Source organism: Streptomyces sp. NPDC058371 (assembly GCF_042723265.1).
Classification (GTDB): Bacteria; Actinomycetota; Actinomycetes; order Streptomycetales; family Streptomycetaceae; genus Streptomyces.
Window position 1 is genome coordinate 37,678 of sequence record NZ_JBHXJC010000004.1, and the last position, 23,362, is coordinate 61,039.

Below are 23,362 nucleotides of genomic sequence, written 5' to 3' on the forward strand. Positions count from 1 at the left end.
TGGCGGGAGCGATGCAGGGACATGAGGGCCCACCCCCAAAAACGTATAGGAGAGAACAGGGAAAGGCAGAGGACACGTTCCCCCGGTCCCGCCCGCGCCCCACACCTCTCGCCGCGCCCTCCGTCACCAGTAGACGACGACCTTGTCACCCGTGCGGACCTGCGCGAACAGCGAAGCGATCGCCCCCTCGTCCCGTACGTTCACGCACCCGTGCGAACCGCCCGCGTAGCCACGCGCCGCGAAGTCGTACGAGTAGTGCACCGCTTGGCCGCCGCTGAAGAACATCGCGTACGGCATGGGGGAGTCGTAGATCGTCGACACATGGTGGCGCGACTTGAAGTAGACGCTGAACACACCTTCGCGGGTGGGCGTGTACTGCGCCCCGAACCGCACGGCCATCGTCGAGACCGTCCTGCCGTCGATCATCCAGCGCAGCGTCCGGCTCGTCTTGCTGATGCACAGCGCCCGGCCGGTCATACAGCGCGGGTCCGGTTTCGCCGCGGGCTGCCCGCCGAACGCGTACAGCTCCCACTTGCCCGGCTTGTGCGTCATCTTCACCAGCCGCTGCCAGGTGACGGTGTCGGTCCTGCCGGTCCTCGGCAGTCCGCGCTTGCGCTGGAAACCCTCGACGGCGGTGACCGTGGAGCCGTCGTACGACCCGGTCGGGCCCTCGAACAGCCAGGCGAGCTGGTGCAGTCGGGCCTGTACCTCGCGGACGTCGACGCCCTTGTCGCCGCGGGCCCAGAGGACTTCGGGGGCCGGTGCCCGCGTCGTGGCAGGCGCACCGCTGCTCTTCCCGTCGCCCTTGTCGTCCTTGCCGCTGCCCTTGTCCTTGCCGCTGTCCGGCGTGGCCGGGATGTCGATGTGCACCGGCGAGCGGTGCCCGTCCGTGTCGCCGGCCCGGGCCGTGCAACCGGTCACCGCGACAAGCGCCACGAGGGTGGCGATCCATCTCCCCATGCCAGTGGTACGCATTCCCGCCCCCGTCGTCTCACGGATCGCCGCAGCACGGCCGTGTCACCTGAGATGTTCCCCGCACATGACCGGTCGCGAACTACGCGGCATGGTGGTGTTGGGGCCACGGCCAGGTCTGTGAGGAAGCTCCCAGCGTGGGCCCCTCCACCGGGCGCATGCCCGCCGCTACAGTCCGTAGCGAAGGTCTTCTGTACCAGCGAGTAACCAAGCAATGCGGAGGCACACACCATGGCGCGCGAGTCGGAGTCCGGACTGCCCATCGAACCGGTCTACGGTCCGGACGCCCTTGCCGACTGGGACCCGGCGGACAAGCTGGGCGAGCCGGGGACGTACCCGTTCACCCGCGGTGTGTACCCGTCGATGTACACCGGCCGCCCGTGGACGATGCGCCAGTACGCCGGGTTCGGTACGGCCGTGGAGTCCAACGCGCGCTACAAGCAGCTGATCGCGAACGGCACGATGGGCCTGTCCGTCGCCTTCGACCTGCCCACCCAGATGGGTCACGACTCCGACGCTCCGATCGCACACGGTGAGGTCGGCAAGGTGGGCGTGGCGATCGACTCCGTCGAGGACATGCGGATCCTGTTCGGCGGCATCCCGCTCGACAAGGTCTCGACGTCGATGACGATCAACGCGCCCGCGGCCCTCCTGCTGCTCATGTACCAACTCGTCGGCGAGGAACAGGGCGTCCCGGCCGACCGGCTCACGGGCACGATCCAGAACGACGTCCTCAAGGAGTACATCGCGCGCGGGACGTACATCTTCCCGCCCAAGCCCTCCCTCCGGCTGATCGCGGACATCTTCAAGTACTGCCGCACCGAGATCCCGAAGTGGAACACCATCTCGATCTCCGGCTATCACATGGCGGAGGCAGGGGCCTCTCCAGCGCAGGAGATCGCGTTCACCCTCGCCGACGGCATCGAGTACGTCCGCACCGCGGTCGCGGCCGGCATGGACGTCGACGACTTCGCCCCGCGGCTGTCCTTCTTCTTCGTCGCCCGTACGACGATCCTGGAGGAGGTCGCCAAGTTCCGTGCCGCGCGCCGCATCTGGGCGAAGGTCATGCGCGAGGAGTTCGGGGCGAAGAACCCCAAGTCGCTGATGCTGCGCTTCCACACGCAGACGGCCGGTGTGCAGCTGACCGCCCAGCAGCCCGAGGTGAACCTGGTGCGGGTGGCGGTCCAGGGCCTCGGCGCGGTGCTCGGCGGCACGCAGTCCCTGCACACGAACTCCTTCGACGAGGCGATCGCGCTGCCGACGGACAAGTCCGCGCGCCTGGCCCTGCGGACCCAGCAGGTGCTGGCGTACGAGACCGACGTGACGGCGACGGTCGACCCCTTCGCGGGCTCGTACGTCGTCGAGCGGATGACGGACGACGTCGAGGCGGCCGCTGTCGAGCTGATGCGGAAGGTCGAGGACCTGGGCGGCGCGGTCAACGCCATCGAGCACGGCTTCCAGAAGGGCGAGATCGAGCGCTCCGCCTACCGCATCGCGCAGGAGACGGACTCCGGCGAGCGGGTCGTGGTCGGCGTCAACCGCTACCAGCTGGACGAGGAGGAGCCGTACGAGCCGCTCCGGGTGGACCCCGCGATCGAGGCCCAGCAGGCGGCCCGGCTCACCAAGCTGCGCGCCGAGCGCGACCAGGAGGCGGTGGACTCGGCCCTGGCCGCGCTCAAGAAGGCGGCGGAGGGCACGGACAACGTCCTGTACCCCATGAAGGACGCGCTGCGGGCCCGGGCGACGGTGGGCGAGGTGTGCAACGCCCTCCGGGAGGTGTGGGGGACGTACGTGCCGACGGATGCCTTCTGAGCTGGGCAATTACTCCCTATGAGGGATCAGGGGCGGATATCACCCACCCCCGGTTACGCTCGTGAAGAGTGACCCCCGAAAAGGAGGATGCCGTGGCTGTACTGCAACACGAGCTGACGTTGGGCGAAGCCGCCGACCTGCTCTCTCGTGCACTGCCTGGGCACCGCGTGGAGATTCTCCAGGGGAGGCTCACTGTGACACCGCCGCCGGACGGCTCGCATGCGCTGTCGTTGACGAAGTTGGGCAGGGCGTTCGACCGGGCTGGAATCGAGGATGCAGGGCGTGAGTATGTCCAGGGCATCGGCCTCTGGCTGCCCACCCTGTCTGCTGACTACGCGATCCCCGACTTCTCCGTCGTCGATGACGATTTCCGGGACGCCCTCGTCCAGAAGAACTGCTACGCGCCGAACGTCTTCCGCCTTGTCGTGGAAGTGACGTCCTCGAACTGGTCCGACGGCCTCGGACCCAAGGTCGAGTGCTACGCCGAGGCCGGAATCCCCGTGTACATGGTGGCCGACCGCAAGCATGGCGAGGTGTTGCTCTACCAGAACCCCATGGACGGGAAGTACGACGCGCCCCAGCGCTTCAAGCGCGGCCAGAGCGTCCCGGTCCCCGAAGCCGTCGGCGTCACCCTCGACCTCTCCGTGGACACCCTCCTGGACGGCGACGGCTGACTGTCGTACGCCCGTGCGACACTCGTTTGCATGCTTGGCGTCATCGACCTCCCGACCTATCTCGCGGGCCTCGTCCTCATCGTGCTGCTCCCGGGCCCGAACTCCCTGTACGTGCTGTCCGTCGCCGCCCGGCGCGGGGTACGGACCGGGTACACGGCCGCGGCCGGTGTCTGGTGCGGGGACACCGTGCTGATGACCCTGTCCGCCGCCGGAGTCGCCTCCCTTCTGCAGGCGAACGCCGTGCTCTTCGGGATCGTGAAGTACGCGGGAGCCGGCTATCTGACCTGGCTCGCGTTCGGGATGCTGCGGGCCGCGTGGTCGATGTGGCAGACCCGGCGGGACCGGGCGGAGGCCCTGGACACGGAAGCCGCCTCGCCCGCCTCGCCCGCGTCGGCCGCCGAGGAGCGGCCGTTCCGGCGGGCGCTGGTCGTCAGCCTCTTCAACCCCAAGGCGATCCTCTTCTTCGTCGCCTTCTTCGTGCAGTTCGTGGACCCGGGATACGCCTATCCCGCGCTCTCGTTCGTCGTGCTCGGCGCCTTCGCCCAGATCTTCAGCTTCCTCTACCTGACCGCACTGATCTTCAGCGGTACGAAGCTCGCGGCCGCCTTCCGCCGCCGCAGGAGGCTGTCGGCGGGCGCCACCTCGGCCGCGGGCGCGCTGTTCCTCGGCTTCGCGGTGAAGCTGTCGCTGGCGAGCTCCATCTGAGGCCCAGCGAGCTCCGCCTGAGGCCGGCGAGCTCCGTCCGAGGCGGCTCCACCGGTCCGACCGGGCGCAGTTCGCCTCAGAGGCTCAGGACTCGCGGCCGCTGCTGACTCAGCCGCCCAGGGCCCGCGCGAGGTAGTCCGTCACCCCGTCCGCCGTCCCGCCCGCCCAGGCCAGGTAGCCGTCGGGGCGCACCAGGAACACGCCGGTGCCGTACACCTCGTACGCGGGGATGCGGACCGTGTGCACCAGGTCGCCGTCGAGGGGCGGGAGTCCGGCCTCCGTGCCGACCGCGAGCAGGGTCCAGTGCGGGCCCCGGAACGCGTCGAAGAGCCGTACGCCGCCGCGGTGGCCGTCGGGTGCGCGGTCGCCCGCGTGCAGCGCGTCGTCCGCGAGGCCGGCCCGGGTCTCCTGGGTGAGCGCGGAGTCGCGGTAACCGAGGCCGAGCTGCCGGGTCTCCGCCCCGCGCCGTGTCTCACCGCGGTGGACCCGGGTGGACAGGCCGAGCATCGCGGCGGCGTTGGCCCGCCGTTCCTCCTCGTAGGAGTCGAGGAGCGACTCCGGAGCCTTGCCGCTCAGCACCGCGCCCAGCTTCCAGCCCAGGTTGTACGCATCCTGGACGCTGGTGTTGAGGCCCTGTGCGCCCGCGGGCGAGTGGACGTGCGCGGCGTCGCCCGCGAGAAAGATGCGGCCCACGCGGAACCGGTCCGCGAGCGCGGCCCGCGGCCGGAAGTTGGAGGCCCAGCGCAACTCGGTCACGTCGTCGGGGCTGAGGTGCGTGCGCGTGGCGACGACCTTGCGGACGCCGTCCGGGGAGAGATCGATGTCCGTCCCTTCCGGGAACTGGGCGATGAACTGGAAGTCCTCCGTCCCCGCCAGCGGGAAGATCACCGTGAAGCCGCCGTCGTCGCCTCGCGGCAGGAACATGTGCAGATTGTCGCGGTCGAGTCCGGTGAGGCGGACGTCGGCGACGAGGAACGGGTTCGGATCCACCGTCTCGCCGGTCATGCCGATGCCGAGCTCACGCCGAACGGTGGAGCGGCCGCCGTCTGCGGCCACGGCGTAGCGGGCGCGGACCGGGGGGCCCGAGGTGAACGACGCGCTGACCCCGTCCGTGTCCTGTGCGATCGCCGCCAGCTCCCGGCCGAACACCACGTCGCCGCCCAGCTCCCGCAGCCGGGCGTGGAGGATCTCCTGGGTACGCCACTGCGGCAGCATCCAGGTCTCGGCGTACGGCTCGGCCTCCGTCGGCTCGGCCTTGTCGCTCATCGCGTCCTCGCCCAGGCGGATCCCGTCCTGCCAGGTCTGTCGCGCCGGATACGGGCCGCCGGCCGTCCGCACCGCCTCCAGGACGCCGAGGTCGTACAGCACCTCCAGCGTGCGCGGCTGGATTCCCTTGCCGCGCGAGCCCGGGGAGAGCGCCTCGCCGCGCTCGACGACCAGCGCACGTACTCCGCGCCGGGCCAGGTCGATGGCGAGGGCGAGACCGGAGGGACCGGCCCCGACGACGAGTACGTCCGTGTTTATGGCGTCCACGGAGTTTGTGGCGTCCACGGATATTTCCTTAACGTCGTTAAGTTCCATGTTCTGAGCATGCCCTTAACGACGTTAAACTGTCAAGCGTGGCTACTCAGAGAACCCCCAAACTGGACAAGCGTCTGGTCAGCGAAACCGCGCTGCGGCTGCTCAACGAGGTCGGCCTCGACGGGCTCACCCTCCGGGCCATCGCGAAGGAGCTCGACGTCCAGGCGCCGGCCCTGTACTGGCACTTCAAGAACAAGCAGGCGCTGCTCGACGAGATGGCGACCGAGATGTACCGCCGGATGGTTGCGGAGGGTGGGCCTCCGCGGGCCGGCACCTGGCAGGAGCGGCTTCTCGCGGCCAACCGCGGCCTGCGCGCGGCCCTGCTGAGCTATCGCGACGGCGCGAAGGTCTTCAGCGGCTCCCGCTTGACCAACACCGAACACGCGGCCGACCAGGAAGCGATTCTCCGCTCCCTGGTCGAGGCGGGCTTCGACCTCCCGCAGGCCGCCCGTGCCACCTTCACCGTCTTCCTCTTCACCGTCGGCTTCGTCACCGAGGAGCAGGGCGTCCACCCGGTGCCGGGGGAGCCCCGCGAGGGTTACGACGTCGAGGAGCGCGCCGCGCGTATGGCGGACTTCCCCCTCGCCGCCGCAGCGGGCACCGAGCTGTTCGAGACCTACGACGAGGGTTTCGAGGAGGGGCTCCGGCTGCTGATCGCGGGGATCGAGGCGCGGTACGGAGTCGCCTGAGTTCCGGGTCGCTTCGTCAGCGTGCCGCTCGATTGCGGGGCCGGCGTCCTACCGGCGCACCGCCGACAGGACCGCGCGCAGCCGGGGCGCCAGGAGGTTCTCCACGTAGCGGTTCAGCAGCCACGCCAGCAGGAGCATCGTCGCGACGGTGAGCGGGAAGGTCCCGTACGACGGGATGTGCAGGGTCTGGTGGTAGGCCTTGATGGCGACCCAGCCCAGATGCTCATGGACCAGGTAGAAGGGGTACGTCAGGGCCCCCGCGACCGTCAGCCAGCGCCAGTTCGCCCAGTTCAGCCGGCCCAGCGCGATCGCGGCGACGGCGAGGTAGCCGAAGCTGACGACCAGAATGATGCCGAACGAGGTGCGGTACGAGAAGAAGTCCGGGTTCGGCGCGTGCCACAGCCGCATCACCGCGTAGTGCTGGCCGATCAGCCAGCTCACGCCGACGATGCCCCAGGCGTACGCGTCCCGCCGGTTGCGGTGCACCAGGTACAGGCCGACGCCGCCGATGAAGAACGGCGCGTACTCCGGCATCAGGATGATGTTCAGCAGGGGCTGGTTCGCGGTCTGCGCGATGGCGGCGGCGAGCGTCCAGCCCGCGCAGAACAGGATGACCCGCTGCCGGTTGGCGCCGGGCAGCACGATGCACAGGGCGAACAGCGCGTAGAAGCGCACCTCGGCCCAGAGCGTCCAGCAGACCCCCAACACCCGGTCCACGCCCAGTGGTTGCTGGAGCATCGTCAGGTTCACCAGCGCGTCGCTCGGCGACACCGCGTCGTACGCGACGACGGGCAGCGCGAACACCGCCGTCACCAGGATCACCGCAGCCCAGTACGAGGGCAGCAGCCGCGAGGCGCGGGAGGCGAAGAACGCGCGCAGCGGACGGCCCCAGCCGCTCATGCAGATCACGAAGCCGCTGATCACGAAGAAGACCTGCACGCCCAGACAGCCGTACGCGAACCACTCGTGCAGCGTGGGGAACTGGTGTTTCGGCGAACTGCCCCACGCCTCCGTGACCTCGCCGTCCCGGCCGCCGTAGTGGTACCCGGCGACCATCAGCGCGGCGATCAGCCGCAGCCCGTCGAGCGCACGCAGGCGAGGCGCGTGCGCTCGGGGGATTATCCGAGGGGGAACGCCGACGGGCTCCGCATCCGCAGCGGACGCAGAGGACGTCGGCGATGCCGGGAGCTGTGCTTCGACAGAAGGCTCCACGGAGGTGTTCATCCGAGCGCCGCCCGCTTGAAGGAGCGCGCACGGCGGGCCACCCGGCGGACCGTCGCGTTGCGCGGGATGAACGCGAGCTGGGCCGGGACCGCGCCGGGCAGCGCGAGCGAGGTCAGCCGTCGCCGCTTGAAGTAGCGCCAGGTGTGCTGGTCCAGCCGTGTCGTCAGATAGCGCTCGGCGTGCGGGCGCAGCTCCGGGTAGATCTTCGGCTGCATCGCGAACCCGACGGCCTGGACGAGACCGGTGAGGGCCGCCACGTCCAGGCCGGGGTGCTGTCCGGTGACCGCCGCCCGGTCCGTCAGCTCGGGCAGCAGCGCGTCCACGACGGTGACGGGCACCCGGTTGCTGTTCTCGTACGGCGTGAGGCGGTCCAGCAGGGTCTCCGTGCCGATCCGGGCGACCGGCAGGCCGTACAGCGCGGACGCGGTGAGCAGCGCGGTGGAGAAGCAGCCGACGACGAGGGCGGGCCGCATCCGCTGGTAGAGCACCTCGGCGAGGACCGGGGTGTCCACCACCGTCAGATCGGCGCCCAGCTGCTCGGCCTCCTTCTCCAGCAGGCGCGACCAGCGGGCCGGGGCCGTGGGGTGCGGCTTGAACACCACCCGGGTGTGGCCTAGCGCGACGGCACCCCTCAGCATTCGTACGTGGAGGTTCTCCTCCTCCTCGGCGGTGAGGATGTCGAGCGCCGAGAGGTACTGCCCGAGGAGCATGGCCGGCTCGTCGAGTGCGGGCAGCTCGTCCCCGGTGTCCGCCAGCTCGGCGAGCACCTTCGCGAACGCGTCCGTCGGCACGATCTCGGGTCCGACCTCGAACTCCGTGAGCAGCAGCGGCTTCAGCCCCGGCACCAGGTCCAGGTGGAGCAGCCGGGTCACGCGGGTGCCGACCAGCGGGTCGATCTTGTTGCGGGTCGGGCCGTAGCTCATCAGACCGTCCGCGTAGACGGTGACGGGCGCGCCGGTGAAGATCTGGGCGATGCCGAGGGCCGGGTTGACCTGGATCGACTCGACGGCCAGCTCGATGTCGTCGTCCCCGAGGTCCCAGGCGAGCCGCAGATGCCGCTCCCACAGCGGTACGTCGTCGAGCCGCGGCGCCCAACCGCCCGGGTGGAAGGGGGAGATGGTCTCGTTCCACGAGATCACCTCGTCGAACCGGCCGCGCAGATGCCCGAAGCCGGGCATCTCGTCCACGGCGGGCGTCGTCTCGGGCGTCGCCGCGTTGTTCGAGACGAGCAGAATGCGCCGGTCCGCCGGTCCGAAGCACTCGCTGTCCAGCGCCGCGGCGAGGGTGGCCGTGCCGTACAGCGTGGACGTCAGGAAGATCTGGGTGGTCACGCGGCCACCCCCGCGGCGGGAGCCGGACGGCGGCGCAGCCGGCGCAGCCGCGTGGCCCGCTGGATGTCCATCGAGTCGAGGGCGTCGTCGAGCACGTCCTGCGGCATGCGCCGCAGCGCGACCGCGCTCATCGACTTCAGTTTCCGTGCCACCGGTGGCTCGAACCTTTCGACGGATCCCAGATGGTGGGAAATGATGGCGCAATACGTGCGCACGGCTTTGGGCAGCAGCCTTTCCGCGTCACGGTCATCTGCGGTTTCGCTCACCACCTGGTCGAACGCGCGAATGAAATCCAGTTGTCGCACGTCGCCGATCTGGGTGAGAGAAGAGGCGACACCACGCCGGTAGAACACGCCGAGGAGCCCCACCGTGGCGAAGGATTCCGCCTCCCGGTGCAGCTTCCAGATCCACGGCCGGTCCTCCGCCGTCCGCAGCCCGTCGGTGAAGTGCAGCAGTCCGCGGTCGACCAGGCGGCGGTGGTAGATGCCCGCCCAGGCGTAGGCGTAGTCGACGGAGGTGGACCGGTCGGTGGGCAGGATCGCGTCCCGCGGACGCATCACCACACCCCGCCGGCCGTGCGGGACACGGTGGATCGAACGGGCGCGCGCGGTGCACTGGACATGGTCCGTACGGACGAAGTCGCAGCCCAGGCCCTCGATGGAGGCCAGGAGTTGTTCGTAGTAACCGGGGGCGAGCCAGTCGTCCCCGTCGAGGAACGTGAGGTAGTCGCCACGCGCCGCGTCGATGCCCGTGTTGCGCGCGGTCGCCAGTCCTCCGTTCTTCTCGTGTCTGACATACACCGCGCCCGGGAGCTCGCGCTCCGCGCGCGCGAGAATGTCAGGTGTCTCGTCGCGCGAGCAGTCGTCGACGAGAATGAATTCGAAGTCCTGGCGCGCGTTCGCCCGCAGACTCCGCAGAGTGTCGGGCGCATATTGCTGCACGTTGTAGAACGGCACGATGACGGAGAGCTTGACCACCCCTGTGACGTTAGGCGGCGGCCCGGCATTCGTCTTGACCGTTGGTGAGATGTCAGGTGAACGACGCGTGGCGAAGCAGTGAACCCAGCTGATTTCTGTGCCGATCATGGGCCGATTCGCCATTCGTCGATGTGCTGTTAACCGTTTGTTGCATTCAGGTTGGGCCGGACCTCGAAATGGGTTCCTAGCGTCGTCGACGTGCCAGCAAGTACCTCGAAGTCTCTGCGGGTCGCCGTTCTCGCGGATTCCGATACCCGGTGGAAATGGGGTTCGCTCACCGCGAACCGCATTTCCCCTGCCGAATCGGACATCCGCCTCGACGGTTTCCTCCTGCGCGGCCGTGCCACCCCCACCCCCCGCCAGCTCGAAGAGGTCGGCGTCCGCGCCGACACCCTCCGCGAGGTCACCGGCGTCGAGTTCCTGCGCGCCCTCGGCCAGGAGACGTACGACATCGTCGTGCTGGCGCTGGTCGGCGGTGCCGTCCAGGCGATGCTGCACGGCCTCGCCCGTGCCTGGGACGGGCGGACGAAGCGGCCCGTGGTCGTCACCGGCTATGTCGGTGTCGTCTACGAGAAGCTCGCCGACGGCCTGCTGCTGCGGCACGGCGCCGACCTCGTCCTCGCCAACTCCCGCCAGGACGCGGACCGTTTCCGTGCCGTGTACGAGGGAGTGGGCGCCGGCGCCGGGTCGGTGACGGAGGTGGCGCTGCCCTTCCTGGGCGGTTCCCGCTACGAGAAGCACGACCCGTACACGGTCGTCTTCGCCGCCCAGCCCTCCGTGCCGGAGACCCGCAAGGACCGTACGTACCTGCTGAACCGGCTGATCCGGCACGCGCGCCTCCACCCGGACCGCGAGGTCCTGCTGAAGCTGCGCTCCAGGCCGGGCGAACACACCACGCACATCGAGGAACTGCCCTACCAGAAGCTGGTGCAGAAGGCGGATCCGCCCGCCAACTTCCGTCTGGTGTACGGGCACATGGGCGAGGTCCTGGACCGCACCGACCTGCTGGTCACGATCAGCTCCACCGCGGCCCTGGAGTCGCTGCACCGCCGGGTCCCCACCGTCGTCCTGACCGACCTCGGGGTGCGCGAGGCGCTCGGCAACCACCACTTCGTGGGCTCCGGGTGCCTGGCCTCCTGGGACCAGCTCGACGCCGGCCACCGCCCGGCGCCCGACGCGGCCTGGGTGGCCCGGCAGGGCGTCGCCGCCGACGGGTCGTACGAGACGGCCTTCGACGTCGCCCGCCGCCGGATCCGCGAGCTGCTCGAAGCGGCCCAACTCCCGCCCCTCGCCCCCTACTACACGCCCGCCACCGCCCCCGGATATCTGCCCGGCCTCCTCGCCCGCCACCACCTCGGCCCCGACGGCAGCCCGCTGCCGGGTGCCCCCGCGGCCGACCGGGAGCCCAGTCCCGTACGGCAGATCGTGCGCCGCGCGGCCCGCGGCGCCTACCGCCACGGCGTCCAGCGCGTCGCGCCCGTCATCAGGCGGATGGGGGAGCTGTGAGCCACCGGATCCCACGTCAAGGAGTACAGCCAATGTCCAACCCGGAAGCGGGCCGAACGGCGACGGTACGCCGTGTGCTCGCGGTGATTCCCGCGCGCGGCGGCTCCAAGGGCGTGCCCGCGAAGAACCTCGCCCCGGTCGGGGGCGTACCACTGGTGGCGCGAGCCGTGCGCGAGTGCCGGGCCACCCGGCTGGTCACGGACGTCGTGGTCTCCACGGACGACACCGCGATCGCCGCGGCCGCCCGTGCGGCCGGCGCCGAGGTCGTGCTGCGGCCCGCCGCCATCGCCGGCGACACCGCGACCTCCGAGGCCGCGGTCCTGCACGCCATGGAGGCCCACGAGGCCCTGCACGGCGCCGCGGTCGACGTGGTCCTGCTCGTCCAGTGCACCAGCCCCTTCATCGTCCGCGAGGACATCGACGGGGTCGTGAACGCGGTCGTCGAGAAGGGCGCGGACACGGCGCTGACCGTGGCCCCCTTCCACGGCTTCGTCTGGCGCGACGGGGACGACGAGCCCACCGCCCCGGTCGCGGTCGGCAGCGCTCGTACGGTGGCCGTGGGCGGCACCGACACCCTGGTCACCGAAACCGGCACCGCCACCAGCGGCGGCTACGGCATCAACCACGACAAGTCCTTCCGCCCCCGCCGCCAGGACCGCCCCCAGGACCTGCTGGAGACCGGCGCGGTCTACGGCATGGACGCGACCGGCTTCCGTACCGCCAAGCACCGCTTCTTCGGCCGCACGGAACTCGTCCGCACCGACCCGGCCCGGGTGCTGGAGATCGACGACCCGCACGACCTCGCCCGCGCCCGGGCCCTCGCGCCCCTCTTCGACGCGGGCCGCCCCGGCTCGCTGCCGACCGCCGCTGACATCGACGCGGTCGTCCTCGACTTCGACGGCACCCAGACCGACGACAGGGTGCTGATCGACTCCGACGGACGGGAGTTCGTCTCCGTGCACCGCGGGGACGGCCTCGGTATCGCCGCCCTCCGCAGGAGCGGACTGACGATGCTGATCCTGTCCACGGAACAGAACCCGGTCGTCGCCGCCCGGGCCCGGAAGCTCAAGATCCCGGTCCTGCACGGCATCGACCGGAAAGACCTCGCACTGAAGCAGTGGTGCGAGGAGCAGGGCATCGCGCCCGAGCGCGTGCTCTACGTCGGCAACGACGTCAACGACCTCCCGTGCTTCGCCCTCGTGGGCTGGCCGGTGGCGGTCGCGAGCGCCCACGACGTCGTGCGCGGCGCCGCACGCGCGGTCACCGCCCTCCCCGGCGGCGACGGCGCGATCCGAGAGATCGCCAGCTGGATCCTCGGGCCTTCTCTCGACTCCCTCGACAAGTAAGGAACTTCCCCGCCATGAGCACCAACTCCCGTCTGCGCACCTTCGGTTCGAAGACCGCCGGCCCCGGCCACCCGGTCTACGTCGTCGGTGAGATCGGCATCAACCACAACGGCGAGCTCGAGAACGCCTTCAAGCTGATCGACGCCGCCGCCGAGGCCGGCTGCGACGCCGTCAAGTTCCAGAAGCGCACCCCGGAGATCTGCACCCCGCGCGACCAGTGGGACATCGAGCGCGACACCCCCTGGGGCCGCATGACCTACATCGACTACCGCCACCGCGTGGAGTTCGGTGAGGACGAGTACCGCCAGATCGACGAGTACTCCAAGGAGAAGGGCATCGCCTGGTTCGCCTCCCCGTGGGACACCGAGGCCGTCGCCTTCCTGGAGAAGTTCGACATCCCCGCCCACAAGGTCGCCTCGGCCTCCCTCACCGACGACGAGCTGTTGCGCTCGCTGCGCGGCACGGGCCGTACGGTCATCCTCTCCACCGGCATGTCGACCCCGAAGCAGATCCGTCACGCGGTCGAGGTCCTCGGCTCGGACAACATCCTGCTCTGCCACGCCACCTCGACGTACCCGGCGAAGGCCGAGGAGCTCAACCTCCGCGTCATCAACACCCTCCAGGCCGAGTTCCCGAACGTCCCGATCGGCTACTCCGGCCACGAGACGGGCCTGCAGACCACCCTCGCCGCGGTCGCCCTCGGCGCCGCCTTCGTCGAGCGCCACATCACCCTCGACCGCGCGATGTGGGGCTCCGACCAGGCCGCCTCCGTCGAGCCGCAGGGCCTGACCCGCCTGGTCCGCGACATCCGCACCATCGAGGCGTCCCTCGGTGACGGCGTCAAGAAGGTCTACGAGTCCGAGCTCGGCCCGATGAAGAAGCTGCGGCGCGTCCCGGGTGTCGTCGCGGAGGCGGAGATCGCCGCGGCGGCGGGCGAGCCGGTCGCGGTCTGAGCCTCTTACGACGGGACGGTCGTACACCGATGAGCCCTCGCGCCGGTTCCGCCGGCCCCCACACTCTCGCCTTCGTCGAGAGTCCGGTACAGCTGCTGAACGTGCTGGAGTGGGCGCACTCGAACGCCCTCGGCACGCCGGAGGGCAGCGCACCGGCGCCCGGCGCGGGGCTCACCCTGGTAGTGCTCTCTCCCACCGACCCGATGACCCGCGGCCAGCTGCGCCGCATGGCCGAACTGGCCCGCGACGAGGGGTACGCGGTCCGCTGGGAGGAGGCGCGGGGCGGTGCGACGGCCCCGTTCCACACGGTGGGCGGCCTGGCCCGGCTGCTGCGCAGGGCCCGGCGCATCGTGATGGGCGACCCCTTCTCCCGCTACGTACAACTGCTGCTGTCGATCACCCGCGCCCGCGAGCTGGTGGTCGTCGACGACGGCACGGCGACCATGGAGTTCGTCGCCCAACTCGCCCGCGGTGAGCGCCTGGTGCGCTGGCACCGGCGCGGTGGCCGGCCCGGCGTCCGCGACGTGCTCTTCGCGCCCGTGTCGGGGATCGCGCGCCGCCGCCTCACCCCGACCGGCCGCCGCTCGGTCGAGGTCTTCTCCTCCATGCCGATCGACTCGGCACCGGATGGCGTCCGCATCACGTCCAACGACTTCTCCTGGACCCGGGCCCGCTTCGGGCCGCCCCGCATCACCAAGGGCGCGGACCTGGTGGGCACGTCCCTCGTCGAGACGGGTGTGGTGGACCCGGACCGCTATCTGGAAGCGGTCCAGGCCCTGTCCAAGGCCCACGGCGCGACGCGCTATTTCGCCCACCGTCGCGAGAGCGTGGAGAAACTCCACCGTCTGGCGGTGGAAACGGGCCTGGAGATCGTCCGCCCCGACCTCCCCCTCGAACTGATCGCCCGCCGGGGCCCCATCGGTCGCACGATCCTCAGCTTCCCGTCCACGGTCGTCCACACCCTCCCCCTGGCCCTGGCCGGCACGGAGGTCCGCGTCGCCGTCTGCGACATCGACCCCACCTGGCTGACCCAGAACGCGTCCCCCCGAGCCCAGGGCTTCCTGTCGGGGGTCACGGGGACGGCACGGGATGTGCATCGGCTGTCGGCGGTGAGCGCGGCGCTCTGAGTGACGTCCCGGCTCGGGACTGTCACTCCCTCCCGTACGATTCCTGCTCACCCCGTACGATTCCTCTGTACGGGAAGTGAGTTGAGGGATCGGTGTGACCGGGGCGGGGTACACGGTGGGTTCTCACGGGCAGCACGGCCGGCCGGGTGGTCGGCATGATCTGCACGCGTCGCACGAGGACCTGACCAAGCTCGCCGACGATCTCGACGACATGCAGGATCACCTGGACCAGCAGGTCAAGCGCATGGACGCGGTCGTCGACCGGATCGAGGCGGGCTGGCGCGGCCCGGCCGCGACGGCGTACCGCGAGTTCCATCGCGCCGCCGCCGAGGACGCCGTACGCATCCGCGACGTGATGAAGCACCTGGAACAGGCCGTCCGGCTGAGCCGGGACGGCTTCTCGCGGCACGACCTGGACGTGCTGGAACAGATGCGGCAGATCCAGGTGGACGTCGACAGCGAGGTGGCGAGGCTGTCGACACCGAATCCGGACGCCGCGCCGCCCGCCGCGCCCGCACGCCCGCGCAGCGGCCTCGACGCCCTCTGACTCCGAACTCCGCGTTCCGCGCCCGCAGTCGCTGTCATTCAAAGGGGGATTCATGCCGACGCCGACCGGGGAAGCCGATGACGACCACATAGTCGTCTCCTTCACCACGCTGCACGACCTCGCCGCCGAACTGGAGGACATCCTCAAGAAGCTGAACGGCAAACTGGACGGCCTCTACGACCGTGCCGTGCCCGTAGTCCTGTCCTGGGAGGGCGAGGCCCGCGAGGTCTTCGTCGACAAACTCGACGCATGGGACCGCTCGGCCCAGGACCTCCAGGCGGCCCAGAAGTGGCTGCACGAGTACGTGACCACCGGCCACACGAACTACGCGGCCGCGCATCGGGCGGTGCTGCGTGGGTGGGGCGGCGCCTGATGGGGACACCGTCCCCTTCGCCTTCTGCGACCATTGACGTCACCCCGTCCGTGCTCTACGGAGTCTCGTCCGGTGTCGCCGCCCAGCAGGGGATGCTCGACCGCGGCATCAAGTTGTTCCTCGACGAGTTGGCGCGCTACCCGGACGGCGGCGGCAGGGGAACGGCCGTGCGGGAGTTCGCCAAGGCGTACAAGCAGGTCAGTAGGCGTTACCTGCAAGTCTGGGCCAAGTCCGTGGTGAGCGTGGGCGGTGCTGCCGTCGGGTTCACGACGACCGGCAACAACTACGCGGCCGCCGACGCCGCCACCCACCCTTCGCCGTCGCACCAGCCGACCAGGCAGCCCGCTCCCATCGTTGTTGACAAGGCCCCGGCCTACGGTCCTGTCACGGACTTCAAATGGGGTGACGTCGACGACGGCCAGGACTTCGTCGAGCGTGCCCTTGAGGGTGTCGAGGCCGCGATCCTGACGGTCCTGCGCCCTCTTTTGGAGGACGCCTGCCGTTGGGGCAAGGCTGCCGAGATCCTGCCGCTGCCGAACCATCTCCGGGTCAACTCGATCTCCGAGACCTGGCGCATGCCGCAGGTCACCCTGTCCACTGTCGACGGCATGCTGACCGGTCTGGTCGGCAGCATCACTGATCAGCACAACAGCGAGTGGTACAGCGCGATGCGCACGTTCTGCAGCACGCTGTGGGGCACCTCCGCCTGGGGAAGACAGCGGGAGGGCTACAACTGGGCGAACGACGCGGTGGGCAGGCAGGGAGCGAACCACCCTGTGTTCGCCGTCCTCTTCGACACCTGCGAGACCATGGTCGATGTCGTCTACGACTATGCCAAGGCGGCCGAGGATGTCCGGGACGACCTGCACCGCATCTACCGCCAGGCTGTCATCGACACGTTGCCGGACATCGATCTGAGCGACGGGGTGGACCTCAAGGATGTCAAGAACCTCGGTAAGGGCCTGTGGAAGCTGGGCAAGAGCGCAGTCGGCGATCTGTCTGCCGGCATCGTCCTCAATATGGACGAAGGGGCCATGAATCAGGCGGTGACGGAGTACAACAACCGGGTGCATCGCCAAGTGCCCCGGCTTGAGGCTCTGCTGGCCCCACTGGATGAGGCCTACGACAGCGCTCCCACCTTCAACGCGGAGGTGGCGCGCGCCGAGGCGTTCGGTGCCCGCGCTCTGACCGATTTCAAAGGGGACCCGCTCTACACGGTTCCGGGTGACGACGAGTCGAACCACAAGTATCCGTTGGATCTCGCGAACCAGGAAGGCGTTTCGGGTGCTCACGTTATCGACAAGCATGTGGGAAAGACAGACGAACAATTGGGGCAACGGCTGCGGGACCAGGCGAGGCTGTATCCTGACGGTGTTGTGAGACCCATTGCGGTATCCACGTTCAATAATCTCGGCGATGCCCAGCGATACACGCAGGCCGTGCTCGATGACCCTGAAAACCAGAAGAAGATTGAGAAATGGCTCACGAATAACAGGCCGAACAAGGGAAACAGGACTATCGGTCTCGAATTCGCAAACCAGACTACCGGCCGGACCTGGTCCCGGGGGGATTCTCAGCCGCATGACTCCGATAAGGTGCAGGTGACGCTGCGATACCGTCCGGGCGGCCACCCGCCGTACGTCGTCCTCACTTCTACGCCCAGCGACGATCTCCCGCAGTCATGAACGGTAGAACATCGGAACGGGGAGAGCCTGTGGTTGACGCCGTATCTTGGAAAGCAGCCATCCACGACCTGTACGGGAGCGGCTGGACCTTTGCACGGGTGGGTTCGAGGGAACGCGACGACTGGCGGCAGGACGTGGCAGCGGTGATGGCACTCAAGACGGCTGACCCGCGGGGCTGGCACACGATCAACTACGCGCCGGAAGTCAACGACGACCGGAGCGGCACTGGGTCCCCATTCATGCCCTGGAGCCCTGAGTCGCTGGGAGAGAGCCTCTACGGGATTAGCAGAGAATCGGCAATTCAGCTCTTGGTCGCCCTCAAGGGAGAGTGGTTCCAGGCGGCCGGTATCCCGGAATTCGAGAACCGCAAGGATGGGCTGTTCCGGAGCTCCAGGGAAATAATTTCGAGATTCAGCTCGGATGCCATTTTCTTCACCAATGCATCAGATGCGTACGAAAATCGGGACGCCGACCTTATGAACCCTGACACGGAATGGTCCTGCCTGTCTGTGTACACCACGGACTGCGGTCTCGTGGCTGTATCCGATACCGAAGTGGGCGTCTTCTGGGCCTTCCGGGAAGACTGAGAGGAGTCGACGTTGCGCACCCGATCCGCCACCTACCCCGACCGTGAGACCGCCCAGTGGGCCACTCAGCAGGTCGTCACCGCCAACGAGCAGGTCGTTCACCGCTGGCTCGCCCGGTCCACGCGGCCGCGTCTCAGTATCGAGGCGGCCTGGCCGTCCCGGCCCGACCCCGTGGGGCGGGTGCTGCTCCAGGCGATGATGCTGGCCGGCCGTGAGCCCGTCGACGTGCGGGCGGCGCGGGTGGTGCTGCGGCGGGACGCCGACAGCCCGCACGGCTTCGTCGTCCACGCCACCTTCCCCGTCTACCTGTAGAGACCTGTAGAGGCTGATCGCCGTGCCCTTGAGCCCCCTCGAACACGACCGCCGTTACGGCGAGTTGGACCAGGTGGTCCGTGCCTACGCCGGGCAGCCCGCGGACGACACCCCGGACAAGCCGAGCCAGGCCCTGACCGCCTACCTGCGCCACACCTGGCACACCCGCCCGTGGGCACTGGCCACGGCGCAGGCGCAGTTGCGCGAGTACTCCCGCAATCCGCCCGGCCGGCTCCGGCTGCGCCTCGGCGAGTTCTACGCCATCCCCGACGTGGGACTGGACGAGGCGGACATCCAGGAGTGGCTGTCCTGCCTGGCGGATCACATCAGGCACAGCGTCGAGACCGGCGAGGCCCCGCCCCCGGCCGCCCCCGCCACCCACTGGGAATGGCACGCCCGCTTCCCGGAGGCCGCCCAGTTCCTCGGCGGCTGGTTCTCCCAGGACATGCCCGACGAGTTCGACGACCACGACGCGGCCGTCGACGACTACGTCACCGGCACGCACCCCCAGCTCGTCGCCCGCCTCGCCGGCGAACTGCGCGAGCTCCTCGCCCTGGACCTGGACGAGAGCGACTACGCGCTGGCCGTCGCCGAACTGGGCATGGAGGTCGACCCGCCCGCCCCCTACACGCCCAGCGGCTGGCTCGCCCTCGTCGCGGACAGGGTCGGCAGGCCGGCCCCGGACTACGGACCGCCCGGCCCGAGGTGATCCGCGGCCGCCGGGCAGGCGCAGACATAAAGCGCACCCGTCATCACGGAACGTACGGAAAGCGTCACGTGGCGGTGATGGTTCCGGGGCGAAGAACTGACGCGGACGTGATATCCGTGGAGGTGCGGGAATGCGATGGGTGTTCCCGCGCGTTGAAAACAAGGGTCCCGCGGTCATCCCGCGCCGGCCGCCGGTTCAAGATCAACCGTCCGGAAAGCCGGGCGAGTTTACCCATCCCCGCCGATACCTATGCGCCGGGCGGCCAGTTTTTCTTCCCCTAACGGGCTGAAGTTTTGTTGATCGTGGGTTAGTTGGCCGCCCGATCGCCCTACCCTTCAAAGGGTGAACCAACTGATGTCCCGAGAGTCCGAGGCCGATCTCCCCGGGGAAGCCGTGCTCCCCGGCGCGCTGCCGGAGGCACTGCGCGCCGAACTCGTGGCGTTCCGTCGCGACTTGCACATGCACCCGGAGCTCGGCAACCAGGAGTTCCGCACCACCGCGGCACTCAAGGCCCGCCTGGAGCAGGCGGGCCTCAAGCCGCGCGTGCTCGACACCGGGACCGGCCTCATCTGTGACATCGGCTGCGAGGACGGGGTGTGGAGCGGCGGGCGGCCCATGCTCGCGCTGCGGGCGGACATCGACGGCCTGCCCATCCCGGACACGAAGACCGACTGCGCGTACCGCTCGACGGTGCCGGACCGCGCCCACGCCTGCGGCCACGACGTGCACACCGCCGTCGTCCTCGGCGCGGGTCTCGTCCTCGCCGAGCTGCACCGCACGGGCGCCCTCCCGCAGCCGGTACGGCTGATCTTCCAGCCGGCGGAGGAGGTGCTCCCGGGCGGGGCGGCCGACGCCATCAAGTGCGGGGCGCTGGAAGGGGTCGCCCGGATCATCGGCGTGCACTGCGACCCGAAGGTGGACGCGGGCCGCATCGGGCTGCGGCACGGTCCGATCACCTCCGCGTGCGACCGGCTGGAGGTGTCGCTGGACGGCGCGGGCGGGCACACCGCGCGCCCCCACCTGACCACCGACCTGGTCACCGCCGCCGCGCGCGTCGCCGTCGACGTGCCCGCCCTGATCGCCCGGCGGGTCGACGCCCGCAGCGGCCTCTCCGTGACCTGGGGACGTATCGAGTCGGGGCACGCCTGCAATGTGATCCCGCAGCATGCCGAGCTCTCCGGGACCGTACGGTGCCTGGACCTCGACGCGTGGCGCAGCGCGCCCGACCTCCTCCACGCGGCCATCGACGAGATCGCCAACCTGCATCGCGCGAAGTCCGAGATCAACTACGTCCGCGGCGTCCCGCCGGTCGTCAACGAGCCGGTCGTCACCGAGCTGGTGCGCAGCGCGATGACCGCCCGCCGCGGCGCCGACTCCGTCGAGGACACCGAACAGAGCCTCGGCGGCGAGGACTTCTCCTGGTATCTGGAGCACGTACCGGGCGCGCTGGCCCGCCTCGGAGTGCGTACGCCGGGCGACCGCACCACCCGTGACCTGCACCGCGGCGACTTCGACGTGGACGAGTCGGCCATCGAGGTCGGGGTCGAGCTGTTCACCGCGGCCGCCCTGCTGGACGCGGCCCGCCCGTGACGCGAGGGGTGCCCCTTGGGTACCCCTTCGTCCACTTGCGTCACCCGTCCGTAACCGACCGCGCGCGAACGTAACCCGTGGGCGGCACGAATCGGTAACGGCCGGGCGAAACCCCGTTCCCCTCCTCTTCTACGCGCGTTACTGTGCGCCGCAATCGCTGCGGTGACGGCGTACTGGGGAAGCGGACCGGCGACGGTGCCGTAGGGATGAAGGGTGCTTGTTGTGCGTCTGATATCTCGGAGGACCAGGTTCTCCCAAGCGGCGGTGGCCGTCGCGGTCATCGCCCTCGCGGCCGCCGGCTGTGGCAAGTCCAGCGACGAGGCGAGCAACGATTCCGGCAAGAAGACCGGCTCCGGCTACTCCGGGAAGGGCATCGGCCTCGCGTACGACATCGGCGGCAAGGGCGACCAGTCCTTCAACGACGCCGCGTACGCCGGACTCCAGAAGGCCCAGAAGGAGTTCAAGATCGGCGGCTCGGACATCGAGCCCCAGGACGGCGAGTCCGACGCCGACAAGGTGCAGCGCCTCGAGCAGCTCGCCAAGTCGGGCTACAACCCGGTGATCGGCGTCGGCTTCGTCTACGCGCCGGCCATCAAGGAGGTCGCCGCCAAGTTCCCGAAGGTCACCTTCGGCATCATCGACGACGAGCAGGACAAGGCGGCCAACGTCGCCGACCTGGTCTTCCACGAGGAGCAGGCCTCCTACCTCGCGGGTGTCGCAGCGGCCAAGACCACCAAGAAGAACCACGTCGGCTTCATCGGCGGCGTGGACATCCCCCTCATCCACAAGTTCGAGGCGGGCTTCAAGCAGGGCGCGCGGTCGGTCAACCCGAAGATCAAGATCGAGTCGCAGTATCTGACCGAGACGCCCCAGGAGGGCGGCTTCGCCAGCCCGGACAAGGGCAAGGACGCGGCGAGCGGCCAGATCGAGTCGGGGGCCGACGTGATCTACCACGCGGCCGGCCTCTCCGGTCAGGGCGTGATCTCCGAGGCCGCGAGCAAGAAGGTGTGGGCCATCGGGGTCGACTCCGACCAGTACCAGCAGAAGGCCCTCGCCAAGTACAAGGACTACATCCTCGGTTCCGCGCTGAAGAACGTCGGCGGTGCCGTGTACGACCTGTCGAAGTCCGTGGTCGACGGCAAGCCGCTCTCGGGCGTCGTGCGCGGTGACCTGAAGTCCGGCGGCGTCGGCTTCGCGGACAGCAACCCCAAGTACAAGGCCATGACGGACGTCGTCGCGGCCGTCGACAAGGCCAAGCAGGACATCATCGACGGCAAGGTCACCGTCGACATCAAGTGATTCCCGGCGGCCCGTCCGGACGTTCCGCGCCGCGGCCGGTGCGGACGGACCGCTCCGAGTGACCCGCGCCACCCTGCGCGGCCGGTGAACCAGAGGCCTCCCGTGCCTCCCCGGGGACGCCGCGCAGGTCGTACGCCCCTTGCCTCCCGCAAGGGGCGTTCCGCGTTCCGTAGGCTGTGCGACGACTGTGGCCACAGCTCGGTAACGGACCGGACAGAAGGGGTTTTCCGTCTGGTCTACGCGCGTTACGCTGCGGCGGAACCAGCGCCTGGTTTGGGCGCTTGCACAAAGGAGTCACGTTCCATGCGCCGGGTGTCCCGAATCGCGGTTGCGGGCGTTGCGACCGCTACCATCGCCGTTTCCCTCTCCGCCTGTGGCGGATCGTCCACCGACGCCTCCAGCAGCTCCAGCAGCGGGAAGGGCAAGGGCCTCGCCCTCGCGTACGACGTCGGCGGCAAGGGCGACCAGTCCTTCAACGACGCCGCCACCGCCGGCATGGACAAGGCCAACAAGGAGTTCGGCTACACCAGCCAGGCCGTCGAGCCGCAGGACGGTGAGTCCGACGCCGACAAGGTGCAGCGCCTCGAGCAGCTCGCCAAGTCGGGCTACAACCCGGTGATCGGCGTCGGCTTCGCCTACGCCCCCGCCGTCAAGGAGGTCGCCGCGAAGTACCCGAAGGTGACCTTCGGCATCGTCGACGACGAGCAGGACAAGGCGGCCAACGTCGCCGACCTGGTCTTCCACGAGGAGCAGGCCTCCTACCTCGCGGGTGTCACCGCCGCCAAGACCACCAAGTCGAACATCGTCGGCTTCGTCGGTGGCGTCGACGTCCCGCTGATCCACAAGTTCGAGGCGGGCTTCAAGCAGGGCGTCGAGGACACCAAGAAGGGCGTCACGGTCAAGTCGCAGTACCTGACCGAGACGGCTCAGGAGGGTGGCTTCTCCAGCCCGGACAAGGGCGAGAACGCCGCCGAGGGCCAGATCGACGCCGGTGCCGACGTCGTCTACGCCGCCGCGGGCCTGTCGGGCCAGGGCGTCATCAAGTCCGCCGCCGCGCACAAGATCTGGGCGATCGGCGTCGACTCCGACCAGTACAAGCAGGACGCGCTGGCGAAGTACAAGAAGTACATCCTCACCTCGGCCATGAAGGACGTCGCCGGCGCGGTCTACAACCTCGCCAAGTCGGTCCACGACGGCAAGCCCGAGACCGGTGTGGTCCGCGCCAGCCTCGCCACCGGTGGTGTCGGCCTCGCGGACTCGAACCCCGCCTTCAAGGACAACGCCGACCTGCAGGCCGCGCTGAAGAAGGCCGAGGCGGGCATCAAGGACGGTTCGATCAAGGTGAAGACCTCGTAACGAACCA

The 23,362-nt window shown here is 69.4% G+C and carries 22 protein-coding genes; 17 read left to right on the top strand and 5 right to left on the bottom strand.

Features of this window, described 5'->3' with window-relative positions; all coding sequences use genetic code 11:
• Positions 1–123: 123 nt before the first annotated feature.
• Positions 124–975 carry a L,D-transpeptidase family protein gene (locus ACFWM2_RS14920; RefSeq protein WP_383278473.1) on the bottom strand — a complete coding sequence of 284 codons (852 nt, stop codon included), beginning with the start codon at positions 973–975 and terminating at the stop codon, positions 124–126.
• Between the two features lie 228 nt (positions 976–1,203).
• Between ACFWM2_RS14920 and ACFWM2_RS14925 the strand changes: the two genes are divergently transcribed.
• From ACFWM2_RS14925 to leuE, 3 genes are all read left to right on the top strand, one after another.
• On the top strand, positions 1,204–2,784 hold the full coding sequence (locus tag ACFWM2_RS14925) for a methylmalonyl-CoA mutase (protein WP_383278476.1): 1,581 nt from the start codon (positions 1,204–1,206) through the stop codon (positions 2,782–2,784).
• A 92-nt stretch (positions 2,785–2,876) separates the two neighbouring features.
• Complete coding sequence (locus ACFWM2_RS14930; protein ID WP_383278479.1) at positions 2,877–3,458, top strand: Uma2 family endonuclease; 582 nt, start codon at positions 2,877–2,879, stop codon at positions 3,456–3,458.
• Positions 3,459–3,488: 30 nt separating this feature from the next.
• Positions 3,489–4,163 (top strand): leucine efflux protein LeuE, encoded by a 675-nt coding sequence (leuE, locus tag ACFWM2_RS14935; protein ID WP_383278482.1) that lies wholly within the window; start codon positions 3,489–3,491, stop codon positions 4,161–4,163.
• A 108-nt stretch (positions 4,164–4,271) separates the two neighbouring features.
• On the opposite strand, the gene ACFWM2_RS14940 is transcribed toward leuE, so the two are convergent.
• On the bottom strand, positions 4,272–5,744 hold the full coding sequence (locus ACFWM2_RS14940) for an FAD-dependent monooxygenase (protein WP_383278485.1): 1,473 nt from the start codon (positions 5,742–5,744) through the stop codon (positions 4,272–4,274).
• 38 nt (positions 5,745–5,782) lie between these two features.
• Here ACFWM2_RS14940 and ACFWM2_RS14945 point away from each other — a divergent pair, with 38 nt between their 5' ends.
• Positions 5,783–6,433 (top strand): TetR/AcrR family transcriptional regulator C-terminal domain-containing protein, encoded by a 651-nt coding sequence (locus ACFWM2_RS14945; protein WP_383278488.1) that lies wholly within the window; start codon positions 5,783–5,785, stop codon positions 6,431–6,433.
• A 48-nt stretch (positions 6,434–6,481) separates the two neighbouring features.
• On the opposite strand, the gene ACFWM2_RS14950 is transcribed toward ACFWM2_RS14945, so the two are convergent.
• From ACFWM2_RS14950 to ACFWM2_RS14960, 3 genes are read right to left on the bottom strand one after another with little or no spacing between them, the layout of a single operon-like run.
• Positions 6,482–7,657, bottom strand: a complete 1,176-nt coding sequence (locus tag ACFWM2_RS14950; protein WP_383278491.1) for an acyltransferase family protein — start codon at positions 7,655–7,657, stop codon at positions 6,482–6,484.
• Positions 7,654–8,988: an alpha-2,8-polysialyltransferase family protein gene (locus ACFWM2_RS14955; RefSeq protein WP_383278494.1), complete on the bottom strand. Its 1,335-nt coding sequence runs from the start codon at positions 8,986–8,988 to the stop codon at positions 7,654–7,656. The genes ACFWM2_RS14950 and ACFWM2_RS14955 overlap by 4 nt, the downstream gene beginning before the upstream one ends.
• The gene (locus ACFWM2_RS14960; protein ID WP_383278497.1) at positions 8,985–9,965 is read right to left on the bottom strand and encodes a glycosyltransferase family 2 protein; all 981 of its coding nucleotides are present in this window, start codon (positions 9,963–9,965) and stop codon (positions 8,985–8,987) included. Before ACFWM2_RS14960 ends, ACFWM2_RS14955 begins: the two co-directional genes overlap by 4 nt.
• Before the next feature lie 198 nt (positions 9,966–10,163).
• On the opposite strand from ACFWM2_RS14960, the gene ACFWM2_RS14965 reads away from it, so the two are divergent.
• The 13 genes from ACFWM2_RS14965 to ACFWM2_RS15025 all read left to right on the top strand — a co-directional run bounded on the left by ACFWM2_RS14965 (position 10,164) and on the right by ACFWM2_RS15025 (position 23,355).
• Positions 10,164–11,471, top strand: a complete 1,308-nt coding sequence (locus ACFWM2_RS14965) for a DUF6716 putative glycosyltransferase (RefSeq protein WP_383278500.1) — start codon at positions 10,164–10,166, stop codon at positions 11,469–11,471.
• 32 nt (positions 11,472–11,503) lie between these two features.
• The gene (locus ACFWM2_RS14970; protein ID WP_383278503.1) at positions 11,504–12,817 is read left to right on the top strand and encodes a cytidylyltransferase domain-containing protein; all 1,314 of its coding nucleotides are present in this window, start codon (positions 11,504–11,506) and stop codon (positions 12,815–12,817) included.
• A 14-nt stretch (positions 12,818–12,831) separates the two neighbouring features.
• On the top strand, positions 12,832–13,770 hold the full coding sequence (locus ACFWM2_RS14975) for an N-acetylneuraminate synthase family protein (protein ID WP_383278506.1): 939 nt from the start codon (positions 12,832–12,834) through the stop codon (positions 13,768–13,770).
• A 29-nt stretch (positions 13,771–13,799) separates the two neighbouring features.
• Positions 13,800–14,897, top strand: coding sequence for a hypothetical protein (locus ACFWM2_RS14980; protein WP_383278509.1), 1,098 nt, complete (start codon positions 13,800–13,802; stop codon positions 14,895–14,897).
• Between the two features lie 115 nt (positions 14,898–15,012).
• Positions 15,013–15,444, top strand: coding sequence for a WXG100 family type VII secretion target (locus ACFWM2_RS14985; RefSeq protein WP_383278512.1), 432 nt, complete (start codon positions 15,013–15,015; stop codon positions 15,442–15,444).
• 52 nt (positions 15,445–15,496) lie between these two features.
• A complete protein-coding gene (locus ACFWM2_RS14990; protein ID WP_383278515.1) occupies positions 15,497–15,817 on the top strand; it encodes a WXG100 family type VII secretion target in 321 nt (106 codons plus the stop codon).
• Complete coding sequence (locus tag ACFWM2_RS14995) at positions 15,802–17,502, top strand: RNase A-like domain-containing protein (RefSeq protein WP_383278518.1); 1,701 nt, start codon at positions 15,802–15,804, stop codon at positions 17,500–17,502. Before ACFWM2_RS14990 ends, ACFWM2_RS14995 begins: the two co-directional genes overlap by 16 nt.
• A 29-nt stretch (positions 17,503–17,531) precedes the next feature.
• Positions 17,532–18,089, top strand: a complete 558-nt coding sequence (locus tag ACFWM2_RS15000) for a hypothetical protein (RefSeq protein WP_383278521.1) — start codon at positions 17,532–17,534, stop codon at positions 18,087–18,089.
• Positions 18,090–18,101: 12 nt separating this feature from the next.
• Entirely contained in the window at positions 18,102–18,401 is a 300-nt protein-coding gene (locus ACFWM2_RS15005; protein ID WP_383278524.1) for an RNase A-like domain-containing protein, read from the top strand.
• A 22-nt stretch (positions 18,402–18,423) separates the two neighbouring features.
• On the top strand, positions 18,424–19,110 hold the full coding sequence (locus ACFWM2_RS15010; protein WP_383278527.1) for a contact-dependent growth inhibition system immunity protein: 687 nt from the start codon (positions 18,424–18,426) through the stop codon (positions 19,108–19,110).
• Positions 19,111–19,464: 354 nt separating this feature from the next.
• Positions 19,465–20,700 (top strand): amidohydrolase, encoded by a 1,236-nt coding sequence (locus ACFWM2_RS15015; protein ID WP_383278531.1) that lies wholly within the window; start codon positions 19,465–19,467, stop codon positions 20,698–20,700.
• A gap of 231 nt (positions 20,701–20,931) precedes the next feature.
• Positions 20,932–21,999 carry a BMP family protein gene (locus tag ACFWM2_RS15020; protein WP_383279735.1) on the top strand — a complete coding sequence of 356 codons (1,068 nt, stop codon included), beginning with the start codon at positions 20,932–20,934 and terminating at the stop codon, positions 21,997–21,999.
• Positions 22,000–22,302: 303 nt separating this feature from the next.
• A complete protein-coding gene (locus ACFWM2_RS15025; RefSeq protein ID WP_383278534.1) occupies positions 22,303–23,355 on the top strand; it encodes a BMP family protein in 1,053 nt (350 codons plus the stop codon).
• The last annotated feature ends 7 nt before the right edge of the window (positions 23,356–23,362 follow it).

Coding starts and splice junctions, on each gene's coding strand:
- ACFWM2_RS14920 (WP_383278473.1), bottom strand. CDS start 975: ATGCGTACCACTGGCATGGGGAGATGGATCGCCACCCTCGTGGCGCTT.
- ACFWM2_RS14925 (WP_383278476.1), top strand. CDS start 1,204: ATGGCGCGCGAGTCGGAGTCCGGACTGCCCATCGAACCGGTCTACGGT.
- leuE (WP_383278482.1), top strand. CDS start 3,489: ATGCTTGGCGTCATCGACCTCCCGACCTATCTCGCGGGCCTCGTCCTC.
- ACFWM2_RS14940 (WP_383278485.1), bottom strand. CDS start 5,744: ATGGAACTTAACGACGTTAAGGAAATATCCGTGGACGCCACAAACTCC.
- ACFWM2_RS14950 (WP_383278491.1), bottom strand. CDS start 7,657: ATGAACACCTCCGTGGAGCCTTCTGTCGAAGCACAGCTCCCGGCATCG.
- ACFWM2_RS14970 (WP_383278503.1), top strand. CDS start 11,504: ATGTCCAACCCGGAAGCGGGCCGAACGGCGACGGTACGCCGTGTGCTC.
- ACFWM2_RS14975 (WP_383278506.1), top strand. CDS start 12,832: ATGAGCACCAACTCCCGTCTGCGCACCTTCGGTTCGAAGACCGCCGGC.
- ACFWM2_RS14980 (WP_383278509.1), top strand. CDS start 13,800: ATGAGCCCTCGCGCCGGTTCCGCCGGCCCCCACACTCTCGCCTTCGTC.
- ACFWM2_RS14990 (WP_383278515.1), top strand. CDS start 15,497: ATGCCGACGCCGACCGGGGAAGCCGATGACGACCACATAGTCGTCTCC.
- ACFWM2_RS15015 (WP_383278531.1), top strand. CDS start 19,465: ATGTCCCGAGAGTCCGAGGCCGATCTCCCCGGGGAAGCCGTGCTCCCC.
- ACFWM2_RS15025 (WP_383278534.1), top strand. CDS start 22,303: ATGCGCCGGGTGTCCCGAATCGCGGTTGCGGGCGTTGCGACCGCTACC.